A 23,880-nucleotide genomic window follows, 5' to 3' on the forward strand; every position below is an offset into this window, starting at 1 on the left:
CGCTGAGCGGTGATGAGGAGAGTGAGCTCTAGCCGCATCGGTGGTGCGCTCCCTCGCCCCGTTCTCACGGGGCCCGCAGGCGGGGAGCGGCGAAGGAACGCGCCGTCCGCGCTTAACCGCGAATGGCCTGCTCGATGATCCGGGCCTCCTGCAGCAAAATCTCCACGACCTCCTGCTCGCGGCGCGGGCCGAGCCTCGTCCGAACGGCGGAGACCGTCATCGCCGCCGCCGGCCGCCCGTCCGGGGTCTTGATCCAGGTCGAGATCGATTTCGTGCCCTGGACGAGGCCGATCTCCCTCATGCCGTATCCCAACCGCCTCGCCGCAGTGATCTCGCCCATCACGGTTGCGACGTCGGTCCGGTAAGCCTCGAACCTCTTCTCGTTGGCCGCGACGATTTTTCGCGCGTCCTGCGCCGGCATCGCGGCGAGGATGGCGACGCCGGCGCTGGAGACGCCGAGCGGTCGCCGCGCGCCGACCTCGATCGACAGCACCTGGATCGGATAAACGCCGATCCTGCGATCGACGCACAGCGTATCGTTACCGGTGCGCACCGTGAGGAACAGCGTGTCGCCGATCTCGGTGGAGGCGCGCCGTAGCGACGGATTGGCGGCGACCAGCAGCCGCGACGGCCGTGGCCGTGCGAGCGCGAGCTCCGGCACCTGGTTGCCGATCGCATAGCGCCCGGTCCGCTCGTGCCGCTCGACGATGCCTTCCTCGATCAGCACGTGGACGATGCGATGCACGGTCGGTCGGGTGAGGCCGGTGGTCCGCACCACCTCGGCCAGCGGCACGCCGTCTTCACGCCCTGCGGCAAGAATGCGCAGCACCGCAAGCGCGCGCCGGATCGCCTGCGCGCCCTGGCGCGGTCCCGTTGCGTTGCGAGCGAGCTCCGGCTTGTCCATAATATGGACAACAACGCCACAATTCACTCGACAGGACAAGCGGGCATTTGGAGATTGCGACCAATTCGAGATGCCAGGCGCACGCCAGGGCATTCGAAATGAATTGGAAGCGCCGCCGGGAGGTTGATATGAGATTAATCTGGATTGCCATCGCAGCCGTCACGGCGATGCTGGCGGGGCCTGCATCCGGCCAGCAATGGCCGGCGCGCAACGTCAAGCTGATCGTGCCCTATCCGGCCGGCGGCAACGTCGACAGCGCCGCGCGCATCATTGCCGACAAGCTCCAGGAAAAGCTCGGCCAGCCCTTCATCATCGAGAACAAGGCCGGCGCCGGCGGCATGATCGCGGGCGAAGCCTTCGCGAAATCGGCGTCCGACGGCTACACGCTGTTCGTTGGCGCGAACGGCCCGGTCCTGTTCGCGACCGAGATCAACAAGCGCGACGCCTATAGCTGGAAGAAGGACTTTCTGCCGATCTCGACGATCTCGATGACGCCGCTGGTGCTCGAGGTGCATCCCTCGGTGCAGGCGACGAATTTCAAGGAATTCATCGATCTCGCCAAGCGCGAGCCCGGCAAGCTGACGATGGCCTCGCCCGGTCCCGGCACCACCAACCACCTCCTCAGCGAACTGATGCAGTCGAACCTCGACCTGCAATGGGTCACCGCGCATTACCGCGGCAACGCGCCTGCGATCAACGACCTGCTCGGCGGCCAGGTGCAGTTCGCGTTCGACCAGCTCACGGTCAGCCTCCAGCACATCAAGGCCGGCCTGTTCCGCGCGCTCGCGGTCACGAGCCCCCACCGCCTGAAGTCGCTGCCTGACGTGCCGACTTTCACTGAACTCGGCTACAAGGATTTCGACGGCCAGACTTTTACCGGCCTGTTCGCGCCCGCGGGCACACCGGCGCCCATCGTCGACAAGCTGCACGAGACGCTGGTGGCGATCCTGAAGGACCCCGCCGTGATCGACAAGTTCGAGAAGCTAGGCGGGGAAGCGACGGCGATGACGCCTGACGAGTTCAAGGCCTATCTCGCGCGCGAGGATGCCAAATGGATTCCGGTCGTGCGCAAGGCCAACATCAGGGCTGATTGATCGATGCGGATCGATCCCACCGAGCTCGGCGCGGAGCGTATCTATCGCCTGATGACCGGCATCGTGGTGCCGCGCCCCATCGCGTGGGTCACCAGCCTGTCACGTTCCGGCGTACTCAACCTCGCGCCGTTCAGCGCCTTCACCTTTGTCTCGCAGAAGCCGCCAATGCTCGCCATCAGCGTCGGCCGCAAGGGTGCCGACTACAAGGACACCGCGCACAACATCCTCGATACCGAGGAGTATGTGATCCACATCGCCGACACCCCGCTGATGTCGGCGGTGCACGACAGCTCGATCGAGCATCCGCCCGAGATCAGCGAGGTCGCGGAGCTCGGCCTTGAGACGATTGCCGGCGAACGCATCAAGGTGCCGCGGCTGGCCGCGGCACCCGTCGCGATGGAATGCCGTTTCCGGCAGTGCCTCGAATTCGGCGAGGCCAGGAGCCGGCTCATCGTCGGCGAGGTCGTGATGTTCCACATCCGCGACGGGCTCGTGAATGACGGCAAGGTCGAGACCTCCGCGCTCGACCCGATCGCGCGCATCGGCGGTCCCCGCTACGCCCGCCTCGGCGAGATCGTGACGCTGAACACCGTGTTCCAGACTCCCAAATCGAAAGACTGAGCGCGCGCCCCCGGACGCGCCGCGACACCATTGGAGACCGACGATGCGACTGGTCAGTTATCTCTTGGACGGAGAGCCGCGTTACGGCGCGGCAATCGAAGGCGGTGTCGTCGATCTGACCCGGCGCATCGGTCGCGACTATTCGGATGTGAAGGCGCTGATCGCGGCCAATGCGCTTGCCGACGCGCAGGAGGCGATTGCTGGGCAGCAGCCAGACTACGCGCTGGAAAAGCTCGTTCTGCTGCCCCCGGTGCTCGCGCCCGAAAAGCTCTGGTGCATCGGCGTCAACTACGCCGAGCGCAATGCCGAGTATAAGGACAATTCGGACCTGCCAAAGTATCCGAGCCTGTTCGTGCGCAGCATGTCCTCGATGACGGGCTCGGGCCAGCCGCTCGAGAAGCCCAGGGTCTCGGACCAGCTCGATTATGAAGGCGAGCTCGTCATCGTGATCGGCCAAGGCGGCCGCCACATCCCGCGCGAGAGGGCCTTCGCGCATATTTTCGGCATGACGCTGTGCAACGAAGGCACGATCCGCGACTGGCTGCGCCACGGCAAGTTCAACGTCACGCAGGGCAAGAATTTCGACCGTTCCGGCAGCATCGGCCCGTGGATCGTCACCGCAGACGAGCTCGACCCGCGGGGCCCCCATGACATCATCACGCGCGTGAACGGCGAGGTGCGGCAGCAGGACACGACCGAGCGACTGATGTTCCCGTTCGATTTCCTGATCTCCTATCTCTCCACCTTCGCGACGCTCAAGCCCGGCGACATGATCGTGACGGGCACGCCGACCGGGGCAGGTGCCCGCTTCGACCCGCCGCGCTGGCTCAAGGTGGGCGACGTTGTCGAGGTCGAATCCAGCCGCATCGGCGTGCTGCGCAACACTGTCGCCGCGGAGCAGTAGATCATGCTGGATGCCGCCACGATCGAACGCCTCGCCGCGCGCCTCGATGAAGCCGAGCGCACCAAGACGCTGATCCCGATGTTCTCGAAGGAGTATCCGGACTTCAGCATCGAGGATGCCTACGCCGTCCAGCGCGCCTGGACCAGGCTCCAGCTTGGTCGCGGCCGCGTCATCAAGGGCCACAAGATCGGCCTGACCTCGAAGGCGATGCAGAACGCAGTCGGCATCTCCGAGCCCGATTATGGCGTGCTGTTCGCCGACATGTTCTATGCCGACGCCACGCCGATCCCATTCGACCGCTTCCACGCGCCTCGCATCGAGGTCGAGCTCGCCTTCGTGCTGAAGGCGCCGCTGCGTGGACCCGACTGCACCATCTTCGACGTGCTCAACGCCACCGACTACGTGACGCCCGCGCTGGAAATCCTGGAGACGCGCATGCATCGCGTCGATCCCGAGACCGGCAAGGCGCGGAAGGTCGTGGACACGATCTCTGACAATGCGGCGAATGCCGCGCTGGTGCTTGGCGGCCGCCCGTTCCGCCCGATGGACGCGGACCTGCGCTGGATCGGCGCGCTCTTGTTCCGCAATGGCGAGGTCGAGGAGACCGGGCTTGCCGCCGGCGTGCTCAATCACCCCGCGAACGGCATCGCCTGGCTCGCCAATCGCCTGGCGCCGCACGACGAACATCTCGCGGCCGGCGAGGTGGTGCTGGCGGGATCGTTCACGCGCCCGGTCGACATCCGCCGCGGGGACACGTTCCATGCCGACTATGGCGCGTTTGGCTCGGTGTCGTGCCAGTTCGTCTGAATCAACAACAGAGAGGGAGCGCACCATGGCGGGTCATACGCGGCGCAAGAGCATTCACATCGGCGGCTTCAAGCACGCCAATCCCATTCCGAACGCCTGCCGCATCGGCAATCTCGTGATGTCGGGCGTGATCCTCGGCCGCGATCCCGCGACCAATGCGATGCCCGAGAGCCTCGACGCGCAATGCGCCAACATGTTCGCGCACATGAAGGCGACGGTGGAGGCCGCCGGCGGCATCACCGACGACATCATCAAGATGACGGTATGGCTGAAGGACCGCACGCAGCGCGGTCCCGTCAATGTCGAGTGGCTGAAAATGTTTCCGGACGAGCATTCGCGCCCGGCGCGCCACGCGCTGCCGATGGACAACATGGACGGCGGCGCGCTGGTGCAGTGCGACTTCACCGCCGTGATCGACTGAAGGAGTTTTGCGCATGCCGACCTATCTGCCGTTCGATCCCAATCCGCGCCGACCGATCAAGGCGGCGCCGCCGAACACGGTCGACAGCCAGTTTCACGTGCTCGGGCCCGTGGACAAATATCCGGAGCGTCCCGGCGCCGCCTATCGGATGCCGACCGCGACCTGGGAAGCCGCGCTGCGCATGCACAAGGCGCTCGGCATCGAGCGCGGCATCATCGTGCAGACCACGACCTATGGCGCGGACCATGCCGTGGTGCTCGACGGTCTCGCCGCGATGGGCCCGAACTATCGCGGCTGCGCCAACGCGCTGGTGTTCGCGGAGGCGAGCGATTCCTATCTTGCCAGGCTGCATGACGCTGGCGTGCGCGGCGCGCGCTTCAGTTTCCGCCAGGAGCTCGGCGCGGTGCTGTCGGATGCCGATTTTGCCCGCGCGATTGCGCGCATCCGCGAGCTCGGCTGGTACGTCAAGATCCAGCCGGAGAAAGATGGCATCGTCTCCAGCGTTGCCAAGTACGAGAATCTCGACGTGCCCGTGCTGATCGACCACATGGCGCGCCCGGCCCCCGAAGGCGGCAAGAACGATCCGAACCTGCGCAAGATGCTGGAGCTCCTCGGCAGGGGCAATTTCTGGGTGATGCTGTCGCTCGGCGAGAAGACCTCGAAGGCTGGCCCGCCCTACGACGACGTGATCCCGATCGCGCGCGCCTACATCGAGGCAGCGGTCGACCGCTGCGTTTGGGCCAGCGACTGGCCGCATCCGGTCTCGGTGAAGCAGCCGCCGAACGATGCCGATCTGCTCGAACTGATGTACCGCTACGCGCCGGACCAGGCGGAGCTTGAAAAGATCCTGGTGCACAATCCGGCGAAGCTGTTCGGGTTTGTGGACTAGCCGGGGCTTTCACGATCGGGGGTGTCGCATGTTGATTGTCTCGGCAAGGCGAAGGCTGCATCGCCCGTTTTGGCTGAGTGCGGCGCTTGCATTCGTGGGGTGCGCCGTGTCCATCGCAACCGAGGCCGCGGGCAGCGACACCGTCTCGCCCGTGACCGCATGCGATCGGCTCCACCAGGAGGCCGCTCCGACGATGCGCGTGAGCGAGGCCCAGCCGCGTCCGGCGGCCGGAGGTCTGGCCGCTCATTGCGAAGTGATCGCTTATCTGGACGAGCGAACCGGCCCCGACGGTCAGAAGTTCGCGATCGGCCTGCATCTCAGATTGCCGGACGCGTGGAATGGTCGCTTCGTATTCCAGGGGCAGGGGGGTACTGACGGCGTCCTCGGCAGCGGCGATGCGCAGCCCGGCGGCGGACAGCCAAGCGCGCTCAATCAGGGATACGCGACCGTCACGACGGATGCCGGGCACAGCAACGCGCCGGGTCTCCTCGGCGGCGCCAGCTTCGGTCTCGATCCGCAAGCGCGCATCGACTTCGGCTATCGCGCCGACGACGTCGTGACACGGCAGGCCAAGCAGTTTATCCAGGCCTATTACGGCCGCTTGCCCAGATACTCGTATTTCCTGGGCTGCTCCAACGGTGGGCGGCACGGCATGGCGATCACACAGCGCTTCCCGGAGCACTTCGATGGGGTGGCGGCCGGCGCACCGGCCTTTCGAATGCCCGAGAAGGGTCTTGCAGGGGCCGCCTCGACGCAAGGCTTTGCGGCGATCGCACCGAAAGCCTCGGACGGCCGCCCTATCCTGGCGCAGGCCTTGTCTCAGGCGGATATGGAATTACTGTCCAGGGCGATCGTTCGGTCCTGCGATGAAGCCGATGGCCTTGCTGACGGCATCATCGACAATGTGCCCGCCTGTCGTTTTTCGCCGCGCGTGCTGCAGTGTACCGCCGAGAAGACGGCCAACTGCCTCTCTACTGCTCAGATTGCCGCTCTCGAAAACTATTTCGAGGGGCCAACCGGGTTAGAGGGTCGCCGGATCTATGCGCCATATCCCTATGATTCCGGAATTGCCACGGACGGATGGCGGCGCTGGATTCTCGGGACGGCGCCTGACAGCCGAGTCAACGCGTTCAACGTGTCCTTTGGCGCGACGCTGGCATATCTCTATATGACCCCTCCGCAGGCGCCGTTAGCGAATGAGGCGGAAGCCGTTTACGACTTCTACCGCACTGTGGATGTGACGGCCGCCCACGCGCGAATCTTCGGCACGAGCGCGGCGATGCCGGAATCGTCCGTGCAGACGATCTCCGCGAACTCAGTCGATCTGTCCGGTTTCCGTCAGCGGCGGGGCAAGCTGCTGCTCTATCACGGCGTCAGCGATCCCACGTTTTCGGCGCTCGATACGCTGGACTGGTACAAACGGCTCACGGACGCGGCGGGCGGAGAGAAGGAGACGGCCGAATTTGCGCGGCTCTTCTTCGTGCCCGGCATGAATCACTGTTCGGGAGGTCCTTCCACTGACAGCTTTGACGTGCTGACCCCGCTGGTCGCTTGGGTCGAGCAGGGCCGCGCGCCGGAGCGCATCGAAGCTAGCGCGGGTGCGAAGACGCCCTGGCCCGGGCGCAGCCGGCCCCTGTGTCCTTATCCGCGCCAGGCTCGCTATCTCGGGCAGGGCAGCATCGAGAAGGCCGAGAGCTTCACCTGCGCGGCCCCATGAACGTCCGCCAACGTGACATTCACGATGCGCAATGATCACGCCGCCGGCTGCGCCGCCAGCCGATCCCGCACCGCCGCCGCGATCTCGAACGAGCGCAGCCGCGCGGAATGGTCGTAGATCTGCCCCGTCGTCATCAGCTCGTCCGCGCCGGTCTCAAGGATCAGCGTCTTCAGCTTCGCTTCAACCACCTCAGGCGAGCCGACCGCGGAGCACGACAGGGACTGGCCGACCATGGCCTTCTCGGCCGGCGACCACAGCGCGTCCACGTCCTCGACTGGTGGCGGCAGCGGGCCGGGCGTGCCGCGGCGCAGATTGATGAACTGCTGCTGCAGCGATGAGAACATCCGCTGCGCCTCCGCGTCGCTGTCCGCCGCGAACACGTTGACGCCGACCATCGCATAGGGCTTGTCGAGCTGTGCCGAGGGCTCGAACCGCGCGCGATATTCGCGCAGCGCCGGCATCATCATCTGCGGCGCGAAATGCGAGGCGAACGCGAAGGGCAGGCCGAGCATCGCGGCGAGCTGCGCGCCAAAGGTGCTCGATCCCAGGATCCACAGCGGCACCTTCGTCCCCATGCCGGGCACTGCGCGGATCGCCTGATTGGGCTGCACGTCGCCGAGCAGCGCCTGCAATTCCAGCACGTCATGCGGAAAGTTTTCGGAAGTCGTGGCGAGATCGCGCCGCAGCGCCCGTGCGGTGAACTGGTCGGTGCCCGGCGCGCGGCCGAGCCCGAGATCGATCCGCCCGGGATAGAGCGACTCCAGCGTGCCGAACTGCTCGGCGATGACCAGCGGCGAATGGTTCGGCAGCATGATCCCGCCGGAGCCGACGCGGATCGTCTTCGTCCCGCCCGCGACATGCCCGATCACCACCGATGTCGCGGCGCTCGCGATCCCCGTCATGTTGTGATGCTCGGCCAGCCAGAACCGTTTGTAGCCCCAGCGTTCGACATGCTGGGCGAGATCGAGCGAATTGCGGAATGCCTGCGACGCGTCGCCACCCCTTCGGATGGGAGCAAGGTCGAGCACGGAGAAGGGGATCATGTGGGTATACCGGCTGGAGGCGCGGGAGATTCAGACCGATACGTAGTGCCTGCTGTCAAAAATGCCAGCGCTGGAAACGCCAGGCAGCCGAGTATGGATTCCATCCGCAGTCCCGGATATAGCGGGACGTTCTGATCACCTGCCCGCTTGGAGCATCGCAAGGATGACGTGTGCAAGTCCCGAGCTCATTATCTTTGACTCGGATGGGGTTCTGGTTGATAGCGAGGTCATTGCGCTGACCGTCCTTTCCCGAATTGCAGCGGAGGAAGGTGCGGCGATCAGCGTGGAGGAGGCCATATGCTCTTTCCGAGGGGTAAAGATGGCGGATTGCGTACGCGAAATCGAGCGTCGATTAGGCCGCGGCGTCCGCGACACTTTCGTCGCCGACGTACGACGAGCAACCGCTCGGGCTTTTGATGCCGAACTGAAGCCCGTCGAAGGAATTCATGCAGCGTTGGCTGAGATTACCGCTCCGGTTTGCGTGGCGTCCAACGGACCCATGTCGAAGCTCACGCATGCACTCGGGTTGACGAAACTGCTGGAGCGTTTCGAAGGACGCATCTTTAGCGCATACGAGGTTGGCTCGTGGAAGCCGGACCCCGGCCTGTTTCTGCATGCCGCTCAAACGTTGGGCGCGCACCCCTCACGTTGCGTCGTTGTCGAGGATTCGTTGTCCGGAGTTCGCGCGGCAAAGGCCGCAGGAATGAGAGTCTTTGGCTTTACCGGGGGTGATCCGGGAGTTGAGCCGGAGCTCGCAGCCATTTGCGACGACGTCTTTCATCGAATGACGGATCTGCCGGCTTTGTTGGATGATTGCGCCGCTCCGAAAGGCAACGACGCTGTTTGAGCGGCCTGCACCCTCCGTTCACAACAGTGTTATTGCGGCCTATGGCACCCTTCGTCTGAACTGGGCGTTTTGCGCCTGTTGTTGTACCCTTGGCGAAACAGCTGCACGGCTGCCAGGAGGAACTGACATGACCACGGTCGTCTTCAACCGCAGGAGCCTGCTCGCCGCTGGCGGCTCCGTCCTCGCAACTGGGGTTTTGGCAACAGGAGTGTCCGGGCTGCTGTTGCCCGCCCGCGCCAGCGGCCTCGCACCGACCGAGTCGATGTCGGGCGGGGCGAATAATTACCGCAAGGGCGCGGCGATCATGGATCGGATCGGCAAGGGCGGCTTCTGGATGAGCGGCACCGTGCGCCGCGCCGGCGACGGAGCTCCGCTCGCCGGACAGCGCATCCAGATCTGGGCGCACACGGTCGAAGGCCAGGAGCACGAGCCCCAGAGTCATGGCGCCACGCTCACCGACAAGGACGGCAAGTTCCGGCTCGAGATGCCGCAGATCATTCCGATCTTCGGCCAGCCGCATGGCCACCTCGCTTATGACAGCGGTGAATTCAAGACCGTCTTCCTGCGGCCGGTGATGCGGAGTGCAAAGGAAACCAGCCTCGAGGCGCACTTCGTGCTTCAGCCGGTCTGACCGGGCCTAGGGATGACGGGGTGGAGATCGGCCCGGGCGTTGCTGATCTGGGGCGCCCTTGCGCTGGCCATTGGCGTGCCGGTCGCCGCCGCTGCGGCAAGCGAGCAGCTCGCATGGCGGGGCCCGGTCTACATCCTCGCCGGCTTCGCCGGAATCATTGCCCTCGGTCTCGTGCTCGTTCAGCCCCTGCTGATCGGCGGATATTTGCCGGGCCTGTCGGCCTATCGCGGCCGGCGGGCCCATCACTGGATCGGCGGCACGCTGGTCTTCGCGGTGGTGATTCACGTCGCCGGCCTCTGGATCACCAGTCCGCCCGATATGATCGATGCCCTGACCTTCTCGTCGCCGACGCCGTTCTCCCCCTTCGGCGTAACCGCCATGTGGGCCATCTTCATCGTTGCGCTTTTGGCTCTGCTGCGTCGGCGGTTGGGGCTGCGCCTGCGAACCTGGCGCATCGTCCATATTCCCCTCGCGATCGTCATCGTCGCAGGCAGCGTGGCCCATTGCCTCCTGATCGAGGGGACGATGGAGACAATCTCGAAGGCGGCATTGTGCGCACTCGTCCTCGCGGCAACCGTGAAGGCCATGATCGACCTGCAGGTGTGGCGCAAGCGAAGGGCGCTGCGCGGCGAAGACGTCGCGCGGCAGTGAGCCTGAGAGACCGGGTCACATCCGAGCCTTTCCCGATCCCATCCTTTGTGGGCAGAATGACGAGCGCGAAGGATCGTCATCGGGCCGGGAGGCTCTCGAAATGGCAGAGCAGACAATTCACTTCGACGACGGCGCCGCCTACGAGCAGATGATGGGAGTTTGGAGCCGCTTCGCCGGCGAGATATTCCTCGATTGGCTGGCACCTCCCGCAGGCTTGCGGTGGATCGACATCGGTTGCGGCAACGGTGCGTTCACTGAACTGTTGGTCGAGCGATGCAGCCCCGTCGAGGTCCAGGGCATCGATCCCTCGGCAGAGCAGCTCGCTTTTGCGAGGACACGACCCGCGGCGCGCGTCGCACAGTTTCGGCAAGGCGACGCCATGGCGCTCCCTTTCGCCGACGGCAGCTTCGATGCGGCTGTGATGGCACTGGTTCTCGTGTTCGTTCCGGACCCCGCCAAGGGCATCAGCGAAATGGTGCGAGTCGTTGTCCCCGGCGGTGCAGTCGCGACCTACATGTGGGACATGTTGGGGGGCGGCTTTCCGCTTGATCCGATCTACGACGAGATCAAGGCAATGGGCATTCCGGCAACCCGCCCACCACGAATGGACGCGTCTCGCATGGAAGCGTTGCGAGAGCTGTGGCTTGGGGCAGGTCTCGAGGACGTGCAAACGCGAGAGATTACAGTGCAACGGACTTTTTCGAGTTTCGACGACTTCTGGGCAACCAGTCTGAAGTCTCCCGCGCTTCGGCCTGCCGTCGCAGCGATGAAGCCTGGAGACGTCGAGATGCTCATCGCGCAGGTCCGCGCGCGCCTGCCGGCGGATGCCGATGGTCGCATCACCTACAGTGCGCGCGCACACGCGATAAGGGGGCGTCGGCCCAAATAGCTTGCGGCGCGGAGGCTGGGCGTCGCCAGTGCTCTGCTTGCCGCAGATGGGAACGAGGCGTATTCTCGCGCGATGGTTGTCAGTGCCCCTGACCTGAAAGCCTTCCTGCTTGCGACGCCGTTCTTCGGCGGCCTTTCGGATCCCAGTCTCGATCTCCTGATTTCGATGCTGGTCGAGTGCCGCTTTGATGCCGGCGCAACCGTTGTGGTCGAAGGCGAGCCGGGGCGCTCGATGTTCATCGTCAAATCCGGCCGGCTGGCGGTGAGCAAACGGGCGAGTTCGGGGAGCGTCGTCCCAATTTCCCGTCTGGAGCCCGGCGATTTCTTCGGCGAAATGACGCTGATCGAAATGCAAAATCGCTCCGCCACTGTTGTCGCGGAGGCGCCGACCGTGCTGTTCGAGCTGACGGCCGGAAATCTCTACGCCTGCTTCAAGGCCGACATCCACGCCTATGTGATCGTCCTGCAGAACATCAATCGCGAACTCTGTCGACGGCTGCGACGCGCCGACGATCGCTTTGCCGGACATCAGGTAGGTGACGACAATTGATCGCGCGCAGGATGGGTAGAGCACTTGCGAAACCCATCCTGCTTCGTCTTCGTAAGGCCTCGATGGCTCGTGCTTCGCCTCTTTCGCGTGGGATGTTCAGCCCACCGGTCCCGGGGTCCAATTGTCCCCTGCAAGCGGACTAACTCTCACATCAGGAATGACTCCAAGGTCCATGCTTGGATCGAAATGGCGCATCGTCCGCTCATTGAGGTCAATGATGCGGCCAGGCCTTAGTGGCCCCACGTCATTTATCTTGACGATGACCTTCTTGCCTACGGCCTCGACGAGGGCGTATTTCGGCCTCGCGCCAAATTGGACCCCACCAAATTTCCGACGCAAGCTCGTCTTGATGGCAGCCGTCCAGGCAGAGGGATCATAACGCTCGCCGGAGGCTGTCTTCGGACCGCCCTCCTCCTTGCCGGGCTTGAACGGATTGTACGTGGACGCCTTGCCAACGATCGCATCGCCAGAGGCGGCATCGACGATGGCACTTGAGTGATCCCCACGCGTTTCACTTCGAGCAACGGTAACAGAAACGGCAAGCGTAACCAGGGCGCCGCAAATTGCGGCGCTCGAGCGGAATAGCATCATAAGTCCTGTGATTTTTTAGATTGTCCGATTCCCGAACCGCAAACGTGGTCAAGCGAACGCAGAAGCGTTCATGAACTTGCGCCAATCTTTTTGCGGATTCGAGCCAACCCCTGGCTACGGAACCGTGGTGGGAACCGGAGTGGTCCTCACACAGTGTTTTGTGTTCTCACCGACTAAGACAGAGATTGCGTCAGCAGCATGACCCGATGGAACCCGGCGTGAGCGGCGCGTGTGATGTCGACCAAGGGACAAAAGCTGATGCGCTTGTGATGGAGCGAAGCGCAATCCGGGCCGGTTGTCTCCGCGGCGAACGATCCCGGATTATGCTTGCGCTCCATCCGGGCTACGCCACTGCGCGCCAATAGATGAAGTCGGATGAGAACGCTTAGTTGTTGTTACTCATCGAACAGCCAACGCCGCACAGGCCGCGGGAGGAGATAGATGCCACGCGTATCGATGAGGCGTGACCGGTCGGCAGGTGATCCAGTGCGCGCGTATACCCAGATGAAGATCGCCGATAAGACCAGCCAAAAACCCCAGACGCCGTATTGGAGTGCGCGGTTTCCAACTCCTAAAGCGGCGGCCACTCCAATCAGAGCGAGGAACCCCAAAAAGATGATCCATGCTGTCGGACGGCGGCTCATCGAGCACCTCACATCGAGGGACCATACGCGACACGTCGAGTGCCTGGGTTCAAAGGTCCGTGTTGGGTCAAGTGCCGTCATCTCTGCGCCGATTTGACCCGTCGGGCAAAACACCCACCTCCCGCAAAATCCCGTCAATCCCTTATCGCAAAAATATTCCACTTTACCGAAATTCGGAATTGCGGCATTCTTCCCGCATCCTGGCCCCGGGGAGAGGGACGATCGTACGTCGTAACGAAACGTGGGTCGGGGGGCGGTGGACGCGGCAGCGTCGGGCAGGCGTGGTGGACCAGGGCGAGATGAACCTCGTGAGGTCGTGGCCAGTGTGCAGACGGACGACTCCGAAGTCCGGTGGAGCTACTCAAGCGAAGCCGGATGAGCTGCGTACGGCGAAAACGTGTGGTCCTGACCGTCGTTGCTACGGTCAAGCCTCGCGGAGATGCTTTTGGCTCGACCGGGTCTTTAGGCATCGTCAATTCGCGAGGCGACGGAGGCCAGAAGGAACTCGGCTCCGGGGAGAGCGCGCATAAGCCGTCAACCCATCGCGCAGGGAAGGCCGGGTGTTTTCCGGCCCACCTGTTGTCCGCCTGTGCATTTGCGTGTGCAAATTCTTGGCGCAGCGGACCATGGGTGCCAGCCGGCACCCGGCCTTCCCTGCGCCCTCTTCACGGAAGAGGGGCACGGAAACAAGCAAAACTCGGGTGCATCGAGCCGCGAGAACACTGAGTCATGTGTGGGACACTGGTGCTGCCGGACAGGATTGAACTGTCGACCTCTCCCTTACCAAGGGAGTGCTCTACCACTGAGCTACGGCAGCAAATGCTGGCACAGAATCGGGCCGCCACTGGGCCCGCCAAGCGGGCGATGGATGCCACAAGCCCCCCTCATGTGCAAGCTTGCCGGCTCCGCCAAATCGAGAAAATCGGCCTCCGTCACCCGGCAGAGATGGTCTTCGTGCCCCGAAATGACCGATTTCGGACGATTTTGGTGCCAGTTGTGTCCCCGACCATCTGGCCAGTTGGCCGTGCTGCCGGATTCGGCCCATTTTGAAGTTCGCACGATCGGATCGCGCGAGGCCTCTTGAGATGTCGTATTCCTTGGGCATGCTGGCACCCCCTTTCCTGACGAGCCCGAACGATGACCGACGAGACCGATAAAGCCGCGGGACGCGGCCAGGACGGGCGGCAGGACCGGCTGAAATCGGCGCTGCGCGAAAACCTGAAGCGGCGGAAGGTGCAGGCGCGCGAGCGCGCCGCAATCGTTGAGCCCTCGCAGAACGACGATGGTTCCCTAAATGAGGGGACCGCCGGCAAGACCGGCAGCTAGATTTTTGGAATGAGCGGGAATGACGATGGCGCAGGACGAGGTGCGACGAACCGACAGGGAGGCGCTGATGACGCAGTTCACCCGTCCCGAGCAGACCTTTCCGACGCTGACACCCGCCGAGATCGAGCGCCTGCGCCATTTCGGCGAGCTCAGGCAATACAAGGACGGCGAGTTCCTGTTCGAGACCGGCAAGCCCGGGCCCGGCATGTTCGTGGTGCTGGCGGGCCAGGTCGACATCACCCAGCGCGACGGCCTCGGTCACGTCACCCCTGTGATCGATCAGGGGCCGGGGCAGTTTCTGGCCGAGCTCGGCCAGCTCTCGGGCCGGCCGGCGCTGGTCGACGGCCGCGCCGAGGGCGATGTCGAGGTCCTGCTCGTCCCGCCGGACCGGCTGCGCGCGCTGCTGGTGGCCGAAGCCGAGCTTGGCGAGCGCATCATGCGCGCGCTGATCCTGCGCCGGGTCAATCTGATCCAGGGCGGCATCGGTGGCCCCGTGCTGATCGGGCCGTCGAACTCCGCCGGTGTGGTGCGCCTGCAGGGCTTTCTCACCCGCAACGGCCAGCCGCATCATCTGCTCGATCCCAACAGCGAGCATGACGCTGCCGAACTGATCGCGCGCTATTCGCCGAAGCCGGAGGATTGGCCGCTCGTCGTCACGGCTGGCGGCACGGTGCTGCGCAATCCCAGCGAGACCGAGCTCGGCCGCGCCATCGGCATGATCGGCGGCGCCAAAGACAACCGCATCTACGACGTCGCGATCGTCGGCTGCGGGCCGGCAGGGCTTGCGACCGCGGTCTATGCGGCCTCCGAAGGCCTCTCGGTCGCCGTGCTCGACACCCGAGCCTTTGGCGGCCAGGCCGGCGCCAGCGCGCGCATCGAGAATTATCTGGGTTTCCCGACCGGCATTTCCGGCCAGGCGCTCGCCGGCCGCGCCTTCACCCAGGCGCAGAAGTTCGGCGCCGACGTCATGATTCCGATGTCGGTGAGCTCGCTGGATTGCTCGCGGGCCAACGGCAGCTTCGCGTTGGCGCTGGATTGCGGCGACACCTTGCGCTCGCGCGCGGTGGTGGTCGCGAGTGGCGCGCGTTATCGCCGACCGGAGATCGAGAATCTCGACAAGTTCGAGGGCCGCGGCGTCTGGTACTGGGCCTCGCCTGTGGAGGCGCGACTCTGCGCCGGCGAGGAAGTGGCGCTGGTCGGCGCAGGCAATTCCGCCGGCCAGGCCGCCGTGTTCCTGTCGGGCCACGCGAAGAAAGTGCTGATGATCATCCGCGGCGGCGGCCTGGGGGTCAGCATGTCGCGCTATCTCATCGAGCGCATCGAAGCGACGCCGAACATCGAATTGATGTTCAACACCGAGATCACCGCGCTCGAAGGCGACGAGGCCGCTCTGCTGCGACGGATCCGCTGGAGAAGCCGCTTGTCGAGCGATGAGGATTCTGCCGACATTCGCAATCTCTTTCTGTTCGTCGGCGCCGATCCCGCCACCGGCTGGCTCGACGGCTGCGGTGTCACGCTCGATCGCGGCGGCTTCGTCGTGACAGGCGCGCAATCCGAGCAGAACCAGGGGCGGCTGGTGGCGCCGCTGGAAACCTCCGTACCCGGCGTCTACGCCGTCGGCGATGTCCGCGCCGGCTCGGTCAAGCGCGTCGGCGGCGCCATCGGCGAAGGCGCGCAGGTCGTGGCCTCCCTGCACGGCTATCTCGGTGACGCCGCAAAACCGGCGCTTTAGCCAAGGAGAAGACAAGCAGATGGCAAGTGGAATGCCACTTGCCATCTTGCTGCGTCCCTCGGACTATCGCCTCGTCGCGAGGCCGATTGCGCGTCGAAGAACAAAGATTCACATGGGAGGACTAAATGGCCGAAATCGTCGTACTCTACAAAACGCCCAAGGATGCGGAGGCCTTCGACAAGTACTACGCCGAGACGCACATTCCGCTCGCCAAGAAACTTCCCGGTCTGAAGAAATACGCCGTCAGCAAGGGGCCGGTCGCCTCCCCCGCCGGGCCCTCCGGAATCCACCTCGTCGCCATTCTCACCTTCGACAGCGTTGCCGACATCCAGGCGGCATTCGGAAGCCCCGAGGGCAAGGCGACCGGCGCTGACGTGCCGAAATTCGCCAGCGGCGGCGCCGACCTGCTGATCTTCGACACCAAGGACGTCTAAGTCTTCGTCACATCGGCCCGCCGCTCGCGGGCCGATGTTGCGACGATCGGTTCAACTTTCGTCGAAAGCCCGCTGTCGTTTGCAGCAGCGCTGCAAAAAATTCAGCCATGCATTTGTCAATTCGCACGACCGGCATGGCTGCGCGCGGATGTGCGGCGCCAACGCATGTGGCAATCCGATGAGGACCGTAATACTAATCTTTCCGATCTCAATGCTGGACGAGTAGGAGAGATGCCATGGTGCTTGGGTTGACCCTGCCCGCCCTTACGCTGATCCATGTCATCATCAGCCTGATCGCTATCGCCGCCGGCATCATCGTGATGTTCGGCCTGCTCGCCTCTAAGCCGATGCCGGGCCTCACCGCGGTCTTCCTGCTGTTCACGATCCTCACCAGTGCCACCGGCTTCCTGTTTCCGTTCAAGGAGCTGCTGCCCTCGCACATCATCGGCATCATCTCGCTGGTGCTGCTCGCGATCGCCTGCTTCGCGCTCTACGGCATGAAGCTCGCCGGCGCCTGGCGCCCGGTTTACATCGTGACCGCGATGGTCTCGCTCTATTTCAATGTCTTCGTGCTGGTGATCCAGTCGTTCCTGAAGGTGCCGGCGCTCGCCGCGCTCGCGCCCGCGGTGCCGCCGGCGCCGCCGTCGGGGCCGGTGTTCGCGGTGGTGCAGGGCATCGTGCTGGTGTTCTTCGTGGTGCTCACCATCGGCGCGTGGCGCCGCTTCAGGCCGATGACGTTTGCCTGATCACACGATTGTCGTCATTCCGAGCTGATGCAGGGCATCGCACACCGGATATCGCACACCCATCTTGCGGATCATCGGCTCGCGCCTGCGCGCGGGCCATCACGCAATGATTTTCACCGAAAGGATGCAGTCCATGCCCACCATCACCACCAAAGACGGCGTCGAGATTTTTTACAAGGATTGGGGTTCGGGCCAGCCGATCGTGTTCAGCCATGGCTGGCCACTGTCGTCGGACGACTGGGACACGCAGATGCTTTTCTTCGTCGCCAAGGGCTACCGCGTCGTCGCCCATGACCGCCGCGGCCACGGCCGCTCGTCGCAGGTCGCGGACGGCCACGACATGGACCATTATGCCGACGACCTCGCGGCGGTGACGGCGCATCTCGATCTCAAGAACGCCATCCATGTCGGTCACTCCACCGGCGGCGGCGAGGTCGTGCACTACATCGCGCGTCATGGCGAGAGCCGGGTGGCGAAGGCGGCGATCCTCTCCGCGGTGCCACCGCTGATGGTGCAGACGGCTGCCAATCCCGGCGGCCTGCCGAAGAGCGTGTTCGACGATCTCCAGAAGCAGCTTGCGGCGAGCCGCACGCAATTCTATCGCGACCTCGCTTCGGGCCCGTTCTACGGCTACAACCGTCCCAGCGCAAAGCCGTCGGAAGCCGTGATCCAGAACTGGTGGCGCCAGGGCATGATGGGCGGCGCGAAGGCGCATTACGACGGTATCGTCGCGTTCTCGCAGACCGATTTCACCGAGGATCTGAAGAAGATCAACGTGCCCGTGCTGGTGATGCACGGCGACGACGACCAGATCGTGCCTTATGCCGATTCCGGGCCGCTGTCGGCCAAGCTGCTGAAGAACGGCACGCTGAAGACCTACAAGGGCTTTCCGCACGGCATGCCGACCACCCATGCCGAGACCATCAACGCGGACTTGCTGGCGTTCTTCAAGGCGTAGAGCTTCGAAAAAGATGGGGTTCGCAGTGAGAGCTGCGAGCCCGTTGGGGACGTTCCGATGAAAGTCATCGTCTTCGGTGCGACCGGCATGGTCGGGCAGGGTGCTTTGCGCGAATGCCTGATCGATCCCGGCATCGACCGCGTGCTCGTGGTCGGACGCAGCCCAACCGGCGTGCGCAACGCCAAGCTCGTCGAGATCATCCACGACGATTTCATGGATTATTCGGCGATCGAGGCGCAGCTCACGGGCTTCGATGCCTGCCTTTTCTGCCTCGGGGTCTCCTCGATCGGCATGAACGAAGAGCGCTACCGTCATCTGACTTACGACCTCACGCTCGCCGCGGCGACGACGCTGGCGAAAATCAACCCGCAGATGATATTCATCTACGTCACCGGCGCCGGCACCGATTCCAGCGAGCAGGGTTCGCGGATGTGGGCACGGATCAAGGGCAAGACCGAGAACGATCTCTTCAAGCTGCCGTTCAAGGCCGCCTACATGTTCCGGCCCGGTGCGATCCAACCCCTGCACGGCGCCCGCTCCAAGACCGCCTGGGTGCAGGCCGTGTATACCGCAACCTGGCCGCTCTGGTCGGTGCTGCGCCGGATCTCACCGTCGCTCGTCACCTCGACCGAGCAGATCGGGCGGGCCATGATCCGGGTCGCCCGGGAAGGGTATCCGCGGAAGGTGCTGGAGATGGAGGATATCAATAGCCTCTAGGGTCTGGACTCAATTGAGCCACCAGAGCAAGGCGGCGGTCAGAAGGATTGCTGAGAGGAAGATATCTGCGCGCTTGTCATATCGGGTGGCGATGCGGCGGAAGTCCTTCAGGCGACAAAACATGCGCTCGATGACGTTGCGGCCTTTGTAGGCGCGTTTGTCGTAGCGATGCGGGTGCTTACGGGTCGGATTTGGGGGGATGACCGCCTTGATCCGCCGCTGTGCGAGTTCCTCGCGCAAGCTTCTGGCGTCATAGGCTCGGTCGGCAATGACACTCTTCGGTCGATGCCCCAAAGTGAGCAGACGGCGGGCTCCGTCGAGGTCGTGGACGTTTCCAGCCGTGATCAACAAGGCATATGGACGCCCGATCTCATCGGTCAGCGCGTGGATTTTGGTCGTTTGCCCGCCACGCGAGCGGCCGATGGCATTGTTGAAGGCCCCCCTTTTGCGCCGGCTGCCGAGCGGTGGGCTTTGATGTAGGTGGAATCAACAGATGCCGCCCCGTACATGCCAGTCGACCCCGTCAGGGCATAGAAAATATCGGTCCAAATCCCCTGACGGCTCCAGCGATTGAAGCGATTGTAAACCGTCGTATACGGGCCGTAGACCTCCGGGCAGTCGCGCCAACGCGCCCCACATCGCAGCATATGGACGATCCCGCTGATCACCCGGCGATCATCCACCCGGTGCGCTCCGCGGCGGCCTCGCGGCAACAACGGCTCTATTCGCTGCCACTCTGCATCGCTCAACCAATAGACTTGCTTTGCCATCCAAGCCTCCCTCCGTTGGAAAGCTTGAATCACAATCCCGCCTCAAGAGGAATCTCTATTGAGTACAGACCCTAGTTCGCTGGCCCGTTAGCTTGCCGCGGAAATTTCGGGGCCCGCGCGCGTTGAGCCCCGTCCGCCCTGAAGGAGAAGCGTCGGCGATGTCTCCCCAGCTCAAATTGATTGCACTCGACGCCGATGATCTCGCTGTCATCTCGACCCATGTCCAGGACGCCCGTGTCCAGCCCTCCGACATCATCTGGCGGCAGAACGAGAAGCGGCTTGTCGTCGGCATGAGCCGGCTGGACTGGGAGCAGACGCTGGAAGGCGAGGCCGAGCCGCGCCGGCTGGTCGCCGCGCTCCGCTTCGACCGCGTGCTCGCCTGCAAGTCGCGCAACATCGACCTCGGCGCTCTGGACAAGGTTCTGGACCTGGTCGGCATCGAGTTTCACCCCCAGGACGGCCGCAACGAGGAGCCTGGCGGCAGTGCCCTGCTGTTGTTCGCCGAGGGCGGCGCCATCCGCCTCGATGTCGAATGCCTGGAATGCGAGCTGACCGACCTCGGGGCGGACGCGCTGGGAACGGGACTGGGGATCGAGGGGGAGGGGTGAGGGACGGAAATTCGTACCCCTTCCTTGCCGTTGTCCTGGCGAGGGCCAGGACCCATTACCACCGGTGGTCGTGATAGAGGGGATGGGGGCCACATCCTGCTTCAATTACAACAAGTTGGGGTAATGGGTCCTGGCTTTCGCCAGGACGACACCGAAGCAGGATGACGACGGAAGATGACCACAACTCCCAAGGGTTGACGCCGCTTCCCCGCCGCGCCATTGAGCAGGGGGTCGGGTGAGCCAATCCGCCCCAAAAGACCAGCCTAAAGACCATCGCAAAATGCCCCTTCGTCTCGACCGCAGCAGCGCCGATTTTGACCAGCGATTCGCGGCCTTCCTCGCCGCCAAGCGCGAGGTCTCGGCCGACGTCGAGGCCGCCGCGCGCGCGATCGTCGACGACGTCGCCAGGCGGGGCGATGCCGCCCTGCTCGAGGCCACGCAGAAATTCGACCGGCTGGCGCTGGATGCCGCCTCCTTGCGCGTCACCGCCGCCGAGATCGAAGCCGCGGCAAAGGTCTGCGATGTCGCGACGCTGGACGCGCTCAAGCTCGCGCGCGACCGCATCGAGACCTATCATCGCCGTCAGCTCCCGACGGACGAACGCTTCACCGATTCCCTCGGCGTCGAGCTCGGCTGGCGCTACACCGCGATCGAATCCGCGGGCCTCTACGTGCCCGGCGGCACCGCCGCCTATCCGTCCTCGGTGCTGATGAACGCGGTGCCGGCCAAGGTCGCCGGCGTCGCGCGCCTCGTCATGGTGGTGCCCTCGCCGGACGGCAAGCTCAATCCGCTGGTGCTGGCGGCAGCCCATCTCGGCGGCGTCACCGAGATCTACCGCGTCGGCGGTGCCCAGGCCGTGGCCGCGCTCGCGCATGGCACGGCGACGATCGCGCCGGTCGCAAAAATCGTCGGCCCCGGCAACGCCTATGTCGCCGCGGCAAAACGGCTGGTGTTCGGCAAGGTCGGCATCGACATGATCGCCGGCCCCTCCGAGGTGCTGGTGATTGCCGACGACACCGGCAATGCCGACTGGATCGCCGCGGACCTGCTCGCGCAGGCCGAGCACGATGCCAGCGCGCAATCGATCCTGATCACCGATTCCGCGCGCCTTGCCGCCGATGTCGAAAAGGCGGTCGCAACGCAGCTGAAAACGTTGCCGCGCGCCGCGATCGCGGGCGCGTCGTGGAATGATTTCGGCGCCGTCATCATGGTGAGATATCTCACCGATGCCATCCCGCTCGCGGACGCGATCGCCGCCGAGCATCTCGAGATCATGACTAGTGATCCCGATGCGCTCGCCGCAAAGATCCGCAACGCCGGCGCGGTGTTCCTTGGGTCCCACACGCCGGAGGCGATCGGCGACTATGTCGGGGGCTCCAACCACGTGCTGCCGACCGCGCGCTCGGCGCGATTCTCCTCGGGGCTGTCGGTGCACGACTTCATGAAGCGTACCTCGATCCTGAAATGCGGCCCGGACCAGCTGCGTGCGCTGGGCCCGGCCGCGATGACGCTTGGACAAGCGGAGGGGCTGGACGCTCATTCGCGCTCGATTGGATTGCGCCTCAATCTGTCATGACAAAGCCGCCCGAACAGGACGACTCGACCAATCGCATCGTCGGCGTCACGCTCGACGAGGACTCGATCGGTCGTTCCGGGCCCGACATCGAGCATGAGCGCGCAATCGCGATCTACGACCTGATCGAGCAGAACCTTTTCGCGCCTGACGGTGCCGACGGGAAGGGGCCGTTCACGCTGCATATCGGCATCACCGGCAGCCGGCTGATGTTCGACATCCGCCGCGAGGACGGCACGCCTGTGGTCGCGCATCTGTTGTCGCTGACGCCGTTCCGGCGGATCGTGAAGGACTATTTCATGATCTGCGACAGCTACTACCAGGCGATCCGGACCGCGACGCCGGACAAGATCGAGGCCATCGACATGGGCCGCCGCGGCATCCATGACGAGGGCTCACGCACGCTCCAGGAGCGGCTGAAGGGCAAGGTGCGGGTCGATTTCGAGACCTCGCGCCGGCTGTTCACGCTCATTACTGTCCTTCATTGGAAGGGTTAAACGCGGATGGCTGCGCCCCCACGCGCACGCGATCCGCAATCGGTGCTGTTCGCCTGCGCGATGAATAGTGTGCGCTCGCCGATGGCCGAGAGCCTGTTGCAGCACATGTTTCCGCAAGGCCTCTACGTGAAGTCGGCCGGCGCCAGGAAGGGCGAGCTCGATCCGTTTGCGGTGTCCGTGATGGCCGAGCTCGGCCAGAATATCTCCGCCCACAAGCCGCAGACCTTCGAGGAGCTGGAGGACTGGGAGGGGCTGAACTTCGACCTCATCATCACGTTGTCGCCTGAGGCGCACCACAAGGCGCTGGAGCTGACCCGCACGCTCGCAGCCGACGTCGAATACTGGCCGACGCAGGACCCCACCACCATCGAGGGCAGCCGCGACCAGAAGCTGGCCGCCTATCGCGAGGTCTGCGACCAGCTGTTGATGCGCATCCGCCGGCGGTTCGCGAAGGTGGGCGCGGCGAGCGGGTAGCAAGCGGCGTCCGTAACACCTGCGTCACAGAGCGCAGGCACACGCGTGTTGGCAACCTCGAATCACCAAACCTCCGGTTCCCGGGTTGTGAAATCAGCCCCCTTCCGATAGGTTCCGCGCGCAATTCACTCCGCTTCATCCCCCAAATCACCTGATGCTCGGCCGCCCCAAATTCGTACTTGCCTCCGGTTCGCCGCGGCGCCTGTCGCTGCTCAACCAGGCCGGCATCGAGCCGGACGCGCTCCGGCCCGCCGACGTCGACGAGACGCCGAGGCGGGGCGAGCTGCCGCGCGCCTGCGCCAACCGCCTCGCCCGGGGCAAGGCCGATGCGGCGCTCAAATCGGTGCAGCTGGACGACGAGCTGCGCGGCGCCTTCATCCTCTCCGCCGATACGGTTGTGGCGGTCGGCCGCCGCATCCTGCCCAAGGCCAATCTGGTCGACGAGGCCGCACAGTGCCTGCGCCTGCTCTCGGGCCGCAACCACCGCGTCTACACCGCGATCTGCCTCGTCACGCCGCGCGAGGCCTTCCGCCAGCGGCTGGTCGAGACCCGCGTCCGCTTCAAGCGCCTCTCCGAGGACGACATCCAGGCCTATATCGGCTCCGGCGAATGGCGCGGCAAAGCCGGCGGCTATGCCGTGCAGGGCATCGCCGGGTCCTTCGTGGTCAAGATGGTGGGGTCCTACACCAACGTGGTCGGCCTGCCGCTCTACGAGACCACCACGCTGCTCGGCGGCGAGGGCTTTCCGATCCGCTTCGGCTGGCTCAACGCCACCGCGGTGTGAGCCGAACAGCGGCTCCTGCAAAAATCGCGAAAACACCCCCATGCACAGTAGAATGGCCC

General features: G+C 64.5%; 27 protein-coding genes and 1 tRNA gene. 23 read left to right on the forward strand and 5 right to left on the reverse strand.

Annotation, left to right across the window (positions count from 1 at the left end):
• Positions 1 to 112: 112 nt before the first annotated feature.
• A complete protein-coding gene (locus NLM27_RS36450; protein WP_254147859.1) occupies positions 113 to 904 on the reverse strand; it encodes an IclR family transcriptional regulator in 792 nt (263 codons plus the stop codon).
• A gap of 128 nt (positions 905 to 1,032) precedes the next feature.
• On the opposite strand from NLM27_RS36450, the gene NLM27_RS36455 reads away from it, so the two are divergent.
• The 7 genes from NLM27_RS36455 to NLM27_RS36485 all read left to right on the forward strand — a co-directional run bounded on the left by NLM27_RS36455 (position 1,033) and on the right by NLM27_RS36485 (position 7,357).
• The gene (locus NLM27_RS36455) at positions 1,033 to 1,998 is read left to right on the forward strand and encodes a tripartite tricarboxylate transporter substrate binding protein (RefSeq protein ID WP_254147860.1); all 966 of its coding nucleotides are present in this window, start codon (positions 1,033 to 1,035) and stop codon (positions 1,996 to 1,998) included.
• 3 nt (positions 1,999 to 2,001) lie between these two features.
• A complete protein-coding gene (locus NLM27_RS36460) occupies positions 2,002 to 2,619 on the forward strand; it encodes a flavin reductase family protein (RefSeq protein ID WP_254147861.1) in 618 nt (205 codons plus the stop codon).
• A gap of 43 nt (positions 2,620 to 2,662) precedes the next feature.
• Positions 2,663 to 3,523: a fumarylacetoacetate hydrolase family protein gene (locus tag NLM27_RS36465; RefSeq protein ID WP_254147862.1), complete on the forward strand. Its 861-nt coding sequence runs from the start codon at positions 2,663 to 2,665 to the stop codon at positions 3,521 to 3,523.
• Between the two features lie 3 nt (positions 3,524 to 3,526).
• Positions 3,527 to 4,330 (forward strand): 2-oxo-hept-4-ene-1,7-dioate hydratase, encoded by an 804-nt coding sequence (hpaH, locus tag NLM27_RS36470; RefSeq protein WP_254147863.1) that lies wholly within the window; start codon positions 3,527 to 3,529, stop codon positions 4,328 to 4,330.
• A gap of 25 nt (positions 4,331 to 4,355) precedes the next feature.
• On the forward strand, positions 4,356 to 4,751 hold the full coding sequence (locus NLM27_RS36475; protein ID WP_254147864.1) for a RidA family protein: 396 nt from the start codon (positions 4,356 to 4,358) through the stop codon (positions 4,749 to 4,751).
• Positions 4,752 to 4,764: 13 nt separating this feature from the next.
• A complete protein-coding gene (locus NLM27_RS36480; protein WP_254147865.1) occupies positions 4,765 to 5,640 on the forward strand; it encodes an amidohydrolase in 876 nt (291 codons plus the stop codon).
• A gap of 193 nt (positions 5,641 to 5,833) precedes the next feature.
• Positions 5,834 to 7,357, forward strand: a complete 1,524-nt coding sequence (locus NLM27_RS36485) for a tannase/feruloyl esterase family alpha/beta hydrolase (RefSeq protein WP_254149020.1) — start codon at positions 5,834 to 5,836, stop codon at positions 7,355 to 7,357.
• 35 nt (positions 7,358 to 7,392) lie between these two features.
• Here NLM27_RS36485 and NLM27_RS36490 read toward each other — a convergent pair whose 3' ends face one another.
• A complete protein-coding gene (locus tag NLM27_RS36490) occupies positions 7,393 to 8,400 on the reverse strand; it encodes an LLM class flavin-dependent oxidoreductase (protein ID WP_254147866.1) in 1,008 nt (335 codons plus the stop codon).
• 163 nt (positions 8,401 to 8,563) lie between these two features.
• On the opposite strand from NLM27_RS36490, the gene NLM27_RS36495 reads away from it, so the two are divergent.
• From NLM27_RS36495 to NLM27_RS36515, 5 genes are all read left to right on the forward strand, one after another.
• On the forward strand, positions 8,564 to 9,247 hold the full coding sequence (locus NLM27_RS36495; RefSeq protein ID WP_254147867.1) for an HAD family hydrolase: 684 nt from the start codon (positions 8,564 to 8,566) through the stop codon (positions 9,245 to 9,247).
• 127 nt (positions 9,248 to 9,374) lie between these two features.
• The gene (locus NLM27_RS36500) at positions 9,375 to 9,878 is read left to right on the forward strand and encodes a Twin-arginine translocation pathway signal (RefSeq protein WP_254147868.1); all 504 of its coding nucleotides are present in this window, start codon (positions 9,375 to 9,377) and stop codon (positions 9,876 to 9,878) included.
• Between the two features lie 12 nt (positions 9,879 to 9,890).
• On the forward strand, positions 9,891 to 10,529 hold the full coding sequence (locus tag NLM27_RS36505; RefSeq protein ID WP_254147869.1) for a ferric reductase-like transmembrane domain-containing protein: 639 nt from the start codon (positions 9,891 to 9,893) through the stop codon (positions 10,527 to 10,529).
• Positions 10,530 to 10,629: 100 nt separating this feature from the next.
• Entirely contained in the window at positions 10,630 to 11,418 is a 789-nt protein-coding gene (locus tag NLM27_RS36510; protein WP_254147870.1) for a class I SAM-dependent methyltransferase, read from the forward strand.
• A gap of 72 nt (positions 11,419 to 11,490) precedes the next feature.
• Positions 11,491 to 11,967 (forward strand): Crp/Fnr family transcriptional regulator, encoded by a 477-nt coding sequence (locus NLM27_RS36515; protein WP_254147871.1) that lies wholly within the window; start codon positions 11,491 to 11,493, stop codon positions 11,965 to 11,967.
• Positions 11,968 to 12,063: 96 nt separating this feature from the next.
• Here NLM27_RS36515 and NLM27_RS36520 read toward each other — a convergent pair whose 3' ends face one another.
• Positions 12,064 to 12,558, reverse strand: a complete 495-nt coding sequence (locus NLM27_RS36520) for a septal ring lytic transglycosylase RlpA family protein (RefSeq protein WP_309144776.1) — start codon at positions 12,556 to 12,558, stop codon at positions 12,064 to 12,066.
• 1,386 nt (positions 12,559 to 13,944) lie between these two features.
• Positions 13,945 to 14,019: transfer RNA gene (locus NLM27_RS36525), tRNA-Thr, on the reverse strand.
• Positions 14,020 to 14,339: 320 nt separating this feature from the next.
• Here NLM27_RS36525 and NLM27_RS36530 point away from each other — a divergent pair.
• The 6 genes from NLM27_RS36530 to NLM27_RS36555 all read left to right on the forward strand — a co-directional run bounded on the left by NLM27_RS36530 (position 14,340) and on the right by NLM27_RS36555 (position 19,115).
• Positions 14,340 to 14,528, forward strand: coding sequence for a hypothetical protein (locus tag NLM27_RS36530; protein WP_254147873.1), 189 nt, complete (start codon positions 14,340 to 14,342; stop codon positions 14,526 to 14,528).
• Between the two features lie 25 nt (positions 14,529 to 14,553).
• The gene (locus tag NLM27_RS36535; RefSeq protein ID WP_254149021.1) at positions 14,554 to 16,260 is read left to right on the forward strand and encodes an FAD-dependent oxidoreductase; all 1,707 of its coding nucleotides are present in this window, start codon (positions 14,554 to 14,556) and stop codon (positions 16,258 to 16,260) included.
• Positions 16,261 to 16,385: 125 nt separating this feature from the next.
• Positions 16,386 to 16,694 (forward strand): EthD family reductase, encoded by a 309-nt coding sequence (locus NLM27_RS36540; RefSeq protein WP_254147874.1) that lies wholly within the window; start codon positions 16,386 to 16,388, stop codon positions 16,692 to 16,694.
• A 236-nt stretch (positions 16,695 to 16,930) separates the two neighbouring features.
• Entirely contained in the window at positions 16,931 to 17,440 is a 510-nt protein-coding gene (locus NLM27_RS36545; protein ID WP_254147875.1) for a hypothetical protein, read from the forward strand.
• A gap of 133 nt (positions 17,441 to 17,573) precedes the next feature.
• Positions 17,574 to 18,398, forward strand: coding sequence for an alpha/beta fold hydrolase (locus NLM27_RS36550; protein WP_254147876.1), 825 nt, complete (start codon positions 17,574 to 17,576; stop codon positions 18,396 to 18,398).
• Positions 18,399 to 18,455: 57 nt separating this feature from the next.
• Positions 18,456 to 19,115 (forward strand): NAD-dependent epimerase/dehydratase family protein, encoded by a 660-nt coding sequence (locus NLM27_RS36555; protein ID WP_254147877.1) that lies wholly within the window; start codon positions 18,456 to 18,458, stop codon positions 19,113 to 19,115.
• Between the two features lie 9 nt (positions 19,116 to 19,124).
• Here the strand turns inward: NLM27_RS36555 and NLM27_RS36560 are convergent.
• Positions 19,125 to 19,885 (reverse strand): IS5 family transposase gene (locus tag NLM27_RS36560; protein ID WP_375142247.1). Its coding sequence is split into 2 segments (ribosomal slippage): positions 19,125 to 19,549 and positions 19,549 to 19,885, totalling 762 coding nucleotides; the frame shifts between segments, so codons are not numbered across the junction.
• 158 nt (positions 19,886 to 20,043) lie between these two features.
• Between NLM27_RS36560 and NLM27_RS36565 the strand changes: the two genes are divergently transcribed.
• The 5 genes from NLM27_RS36565 (at position 20,044) to NLM27_RS36585 (ending at position 23,821) form a co-directional block, all read left to right on the forward strand.
• Positions 20,044 to 20,493 (forward strand): DUF2948 family protein, encoded by a 450-nt coding sequence (locus tag NLM27_RS36565; RefSeq protein WP_254147878.1) that lies wholly within the window; start codon positions 20,044 to 20,046, stop codon positions 20,491 to 20,493.
• Between the two features lie 280 nt (positions 20,494 to 20,773).
• On the forward strand, positions 20,774 to 22,069 hold the full coding sequence (gene hisD, locus NLM27_RS36570) for a histidinol dehydrogenase (RefSeq protein ID WP_254147879.1): 1,296 nt from the start codon (positions 20,774 to 20,776) through the stop codon (positions 22,067 to 22,069).
• Positions 22,066 to 22,563, forward strand: coding sequence for a UPF0262 family protein (locus NLM27_RS36575; RefSeq protein WP_254147880.1), 498 nt, complete (start codon positions 22,066 to 22,068; stop codon positions 22,561 to 22,563). Before hisD ends, NLM27_RS36575 begins: the two co-directional genes overlap by 4 nt.
• Positions 22,564 to 22,569: 6 nt before the next feature.
• A complete protein-coding gene (locus tag NLM27_RS36580; RefSeq protein WP_254147881.1) occupies positions 22,570 to 23,037 on the forward strand; it encodes a low molecular weight phosphatase family protein in 468 nt (155 codons plus the stop codon).
• 154 nt (positions 23,038 to 23,191) lie between these two features.
• Positions 23,192 to 23,821, forward strand: coding sequence for a Maf-like protein (locus NLM27_RS36585; protein ID WP_254147882.1), 630 nt, complete (start codon positions 23,192 to 23,194; stop codon positions 23,819 to 23,821).
• The last annotated feature ends 59 nt before the right edge of the window (positions 23,822 to 23,880 follow it).

This window comes from Bradyrhizobium sp. CCGB12, assembly GCF_024199845.1.
GTDB lineage: Bacteria > Pseudomonadota > Alphaproteobacteria > Rhizobiales > Xanthobacteraceae > Bradyrhizobium.

Excerpts from the sequence above, each read along its gene's own strand:
- NLM27_RS36540 (WP_254147874.1), top strand. The coding sequence starts at position 16,386 with ATGGCCGAAATCGTCGTACTCTACAAAACGCCCAAGGATGCGGAGGCC.
- NLM27_RS36530 (WP_254147873.1), top strand. The coding sequence starts at position 14,340 with ATGACCGACGAGACCGATAAAGCCGCGGGACGCGGCCAGGACGGGCGG.
- NLM27_RS36535 (WP_254149021.1), top strand. The coding sequence starts at position 14,554 with ATGGCGCAGGACGAGGTGCGACGAACCGACAGGGAGGCGCTGATGACG.
- NLM27_RS36460 (WP_254147861.1), top strand. The coding sequence starts at position 2,002 with ATGCGGATCGATCCCACCGAGCTCGGCGCGGAGCGTATCTATCGCCTG.
- NLM27_RS36455 (WP_254147860.1), top strand. The coding sequence starts at position 1,033 with ATGAGATTAATCTGGATTGCCATCGCAGCCGTCACGGCGATGCTGGCG.
- NLM27_RS36515 (WP_254147871.1), top strand. The coding sequence starts at position 11,491 with ATGGTTGTCAGTGCCCCTGACCTGAAAGCCTTCCTGCTTGCGACGCCG.
- NLM27_RS36580 (WP_254147881.1), top strand. The coding sequence starts at position 22,570 with ATGGCTGCGCCCCCACGCGCACGCGATCCGCAATCGGTGCTGTTCGCC.
- NLM27_RS36585 (WP_254147882.1), top strand. The coding sequence starts at position 23,192 with ATGCTCGGCCGCCCCAAATTCGTACTTGCCTCCGGTTCGCCGCGGCGC.
- NLM27_RS36490 (WP_254147866.1), bottom strand. The coding sequence starts at position 8,400 with ATGATCCCCTTCTCCGTGCTCGACCTTGCTCCCATCCGAAGGGGTGGC.
- hpaH (WP_254147863.1), top strand. The coding sequence starts at position 3,527 with ATGCTGGATGCCGCCACGATCGAACGCCTCGCCGCGCGCCTCGATGAA.
- NLM27_RS36495 (WP_254147867.1), top strand. The coding sequence starts at position 8,564 with ATGACGTGTGCAAGTCCCGAGCTCATTATCTTTGACTCGGATGGGGTT.
- NLM27_RS36510 (WP_254147870.1), top strand. The coding sequence starts at position 10,630 with ATGGCAGAGCAGACAATTCACTTCGACGACGGCGCCGCCTACGAGCAG.
- NLM27_RS36450 (WP_254147859.1), bottom strand. The coding sequence starts at position 904 with ATGGACAAGCCGGAGCTCGCTCGCAACGCAACGGGACCGCGCCAGGGC.
- NLM27_RS36575 (WP_254147880.1), top strand. The coding sequence starts at position 22,066 with ATGACAAAGCCGCCCGAACAGGACGACTCGACCAATCGCATCGTCGGC.
- NLM27_RS36545 (WP_254147875.1), top strand. The coding sequence starts at position 16,931 with ATGGTGCTTGGGTTGACCCTGCCCGCCCTTACGCTGATCCATGTCATC.
- NLM27_RS36485 (WP_254149020.1), top strand. The coding sequence starts at position 5,834 with ATGCGCGTGAGCGAGGCCCAGCCGCGTCCGGCGGCCGGAGGTCTGGCC.
- hisD (WP_254147879.1), top strand. The coding sequence starts at position 20,774 with ATGCCCCTTCGTCTCGACCGCAGCAGCGCCGATTTTGACCAGCGATTC.
- NLM27_RS36565 (WP_254147878.1), top strand. The coding sequence starts at position 20,044 with ATGTCTCCCCAGCTCAAATTGATTGCACTCGACGCCGATGATCTCGCT.
- NLM27_RS36465 (WP_254147862.1), top strand. The coding sequence starts at position 2,663 with ATGCGACTGGTCAGTTATCTCTTGGACGGAGAGCCGCGTTACGGCGCG.
- NLM27_RS36555 (WP_254147877.1), top strand. The coding sequence starts at position 18,456 with ATGAAAGTCATCGTCTTCGGTGCGACCGGCATGGTCGGGCAGGGTGCT.
- NLM27_RS36475 (WP_254147864.1), top strand. The coding sequence starts at position 4,356 with ATGGCGGGTCATACGCGGCGCAAGAGCATTCACATCGGCGGCTTCAAG.
- NLM27_RS36505 (WP_254147869.1), top strand. The coding sequence starts at position 9,891 with ATGACGGGGTGGAGATCGGCCCGGGCGTTGCTGATCTGGGGCGCCCTT.
- NLM27_RS36520 (WP_309144776.1), bottom strand. The coding sequence starts at position 12,558 with ATGATGCTATTCCGCTCGAGCGCCGCAATTTGCGGCGCCCTGGTTACG.
- NLM27_RS36500 (WP_254147868.1), top strand. The coding sequence starts at position 9,375 with ATGACCACGGTCGTCTTCAACCGCAGGAGCCTGCTCGCCGCTGGCGGC.
- NLM27_RS36480 (WP_254147865.1), top strand. The coding sequence starts at position 4,765 with ATGCCGACCTATCTGCCGTTCGATCCCAATCCGCGCCGACCGATCAAG.
- NLM27_RS36550 (WP_254147876.1), top strand. The coding sequence starts at position 17,574 with ATGCCCACCATCACCACCAAAGACGGCGTCGAGATTTTTTACAAGGAT.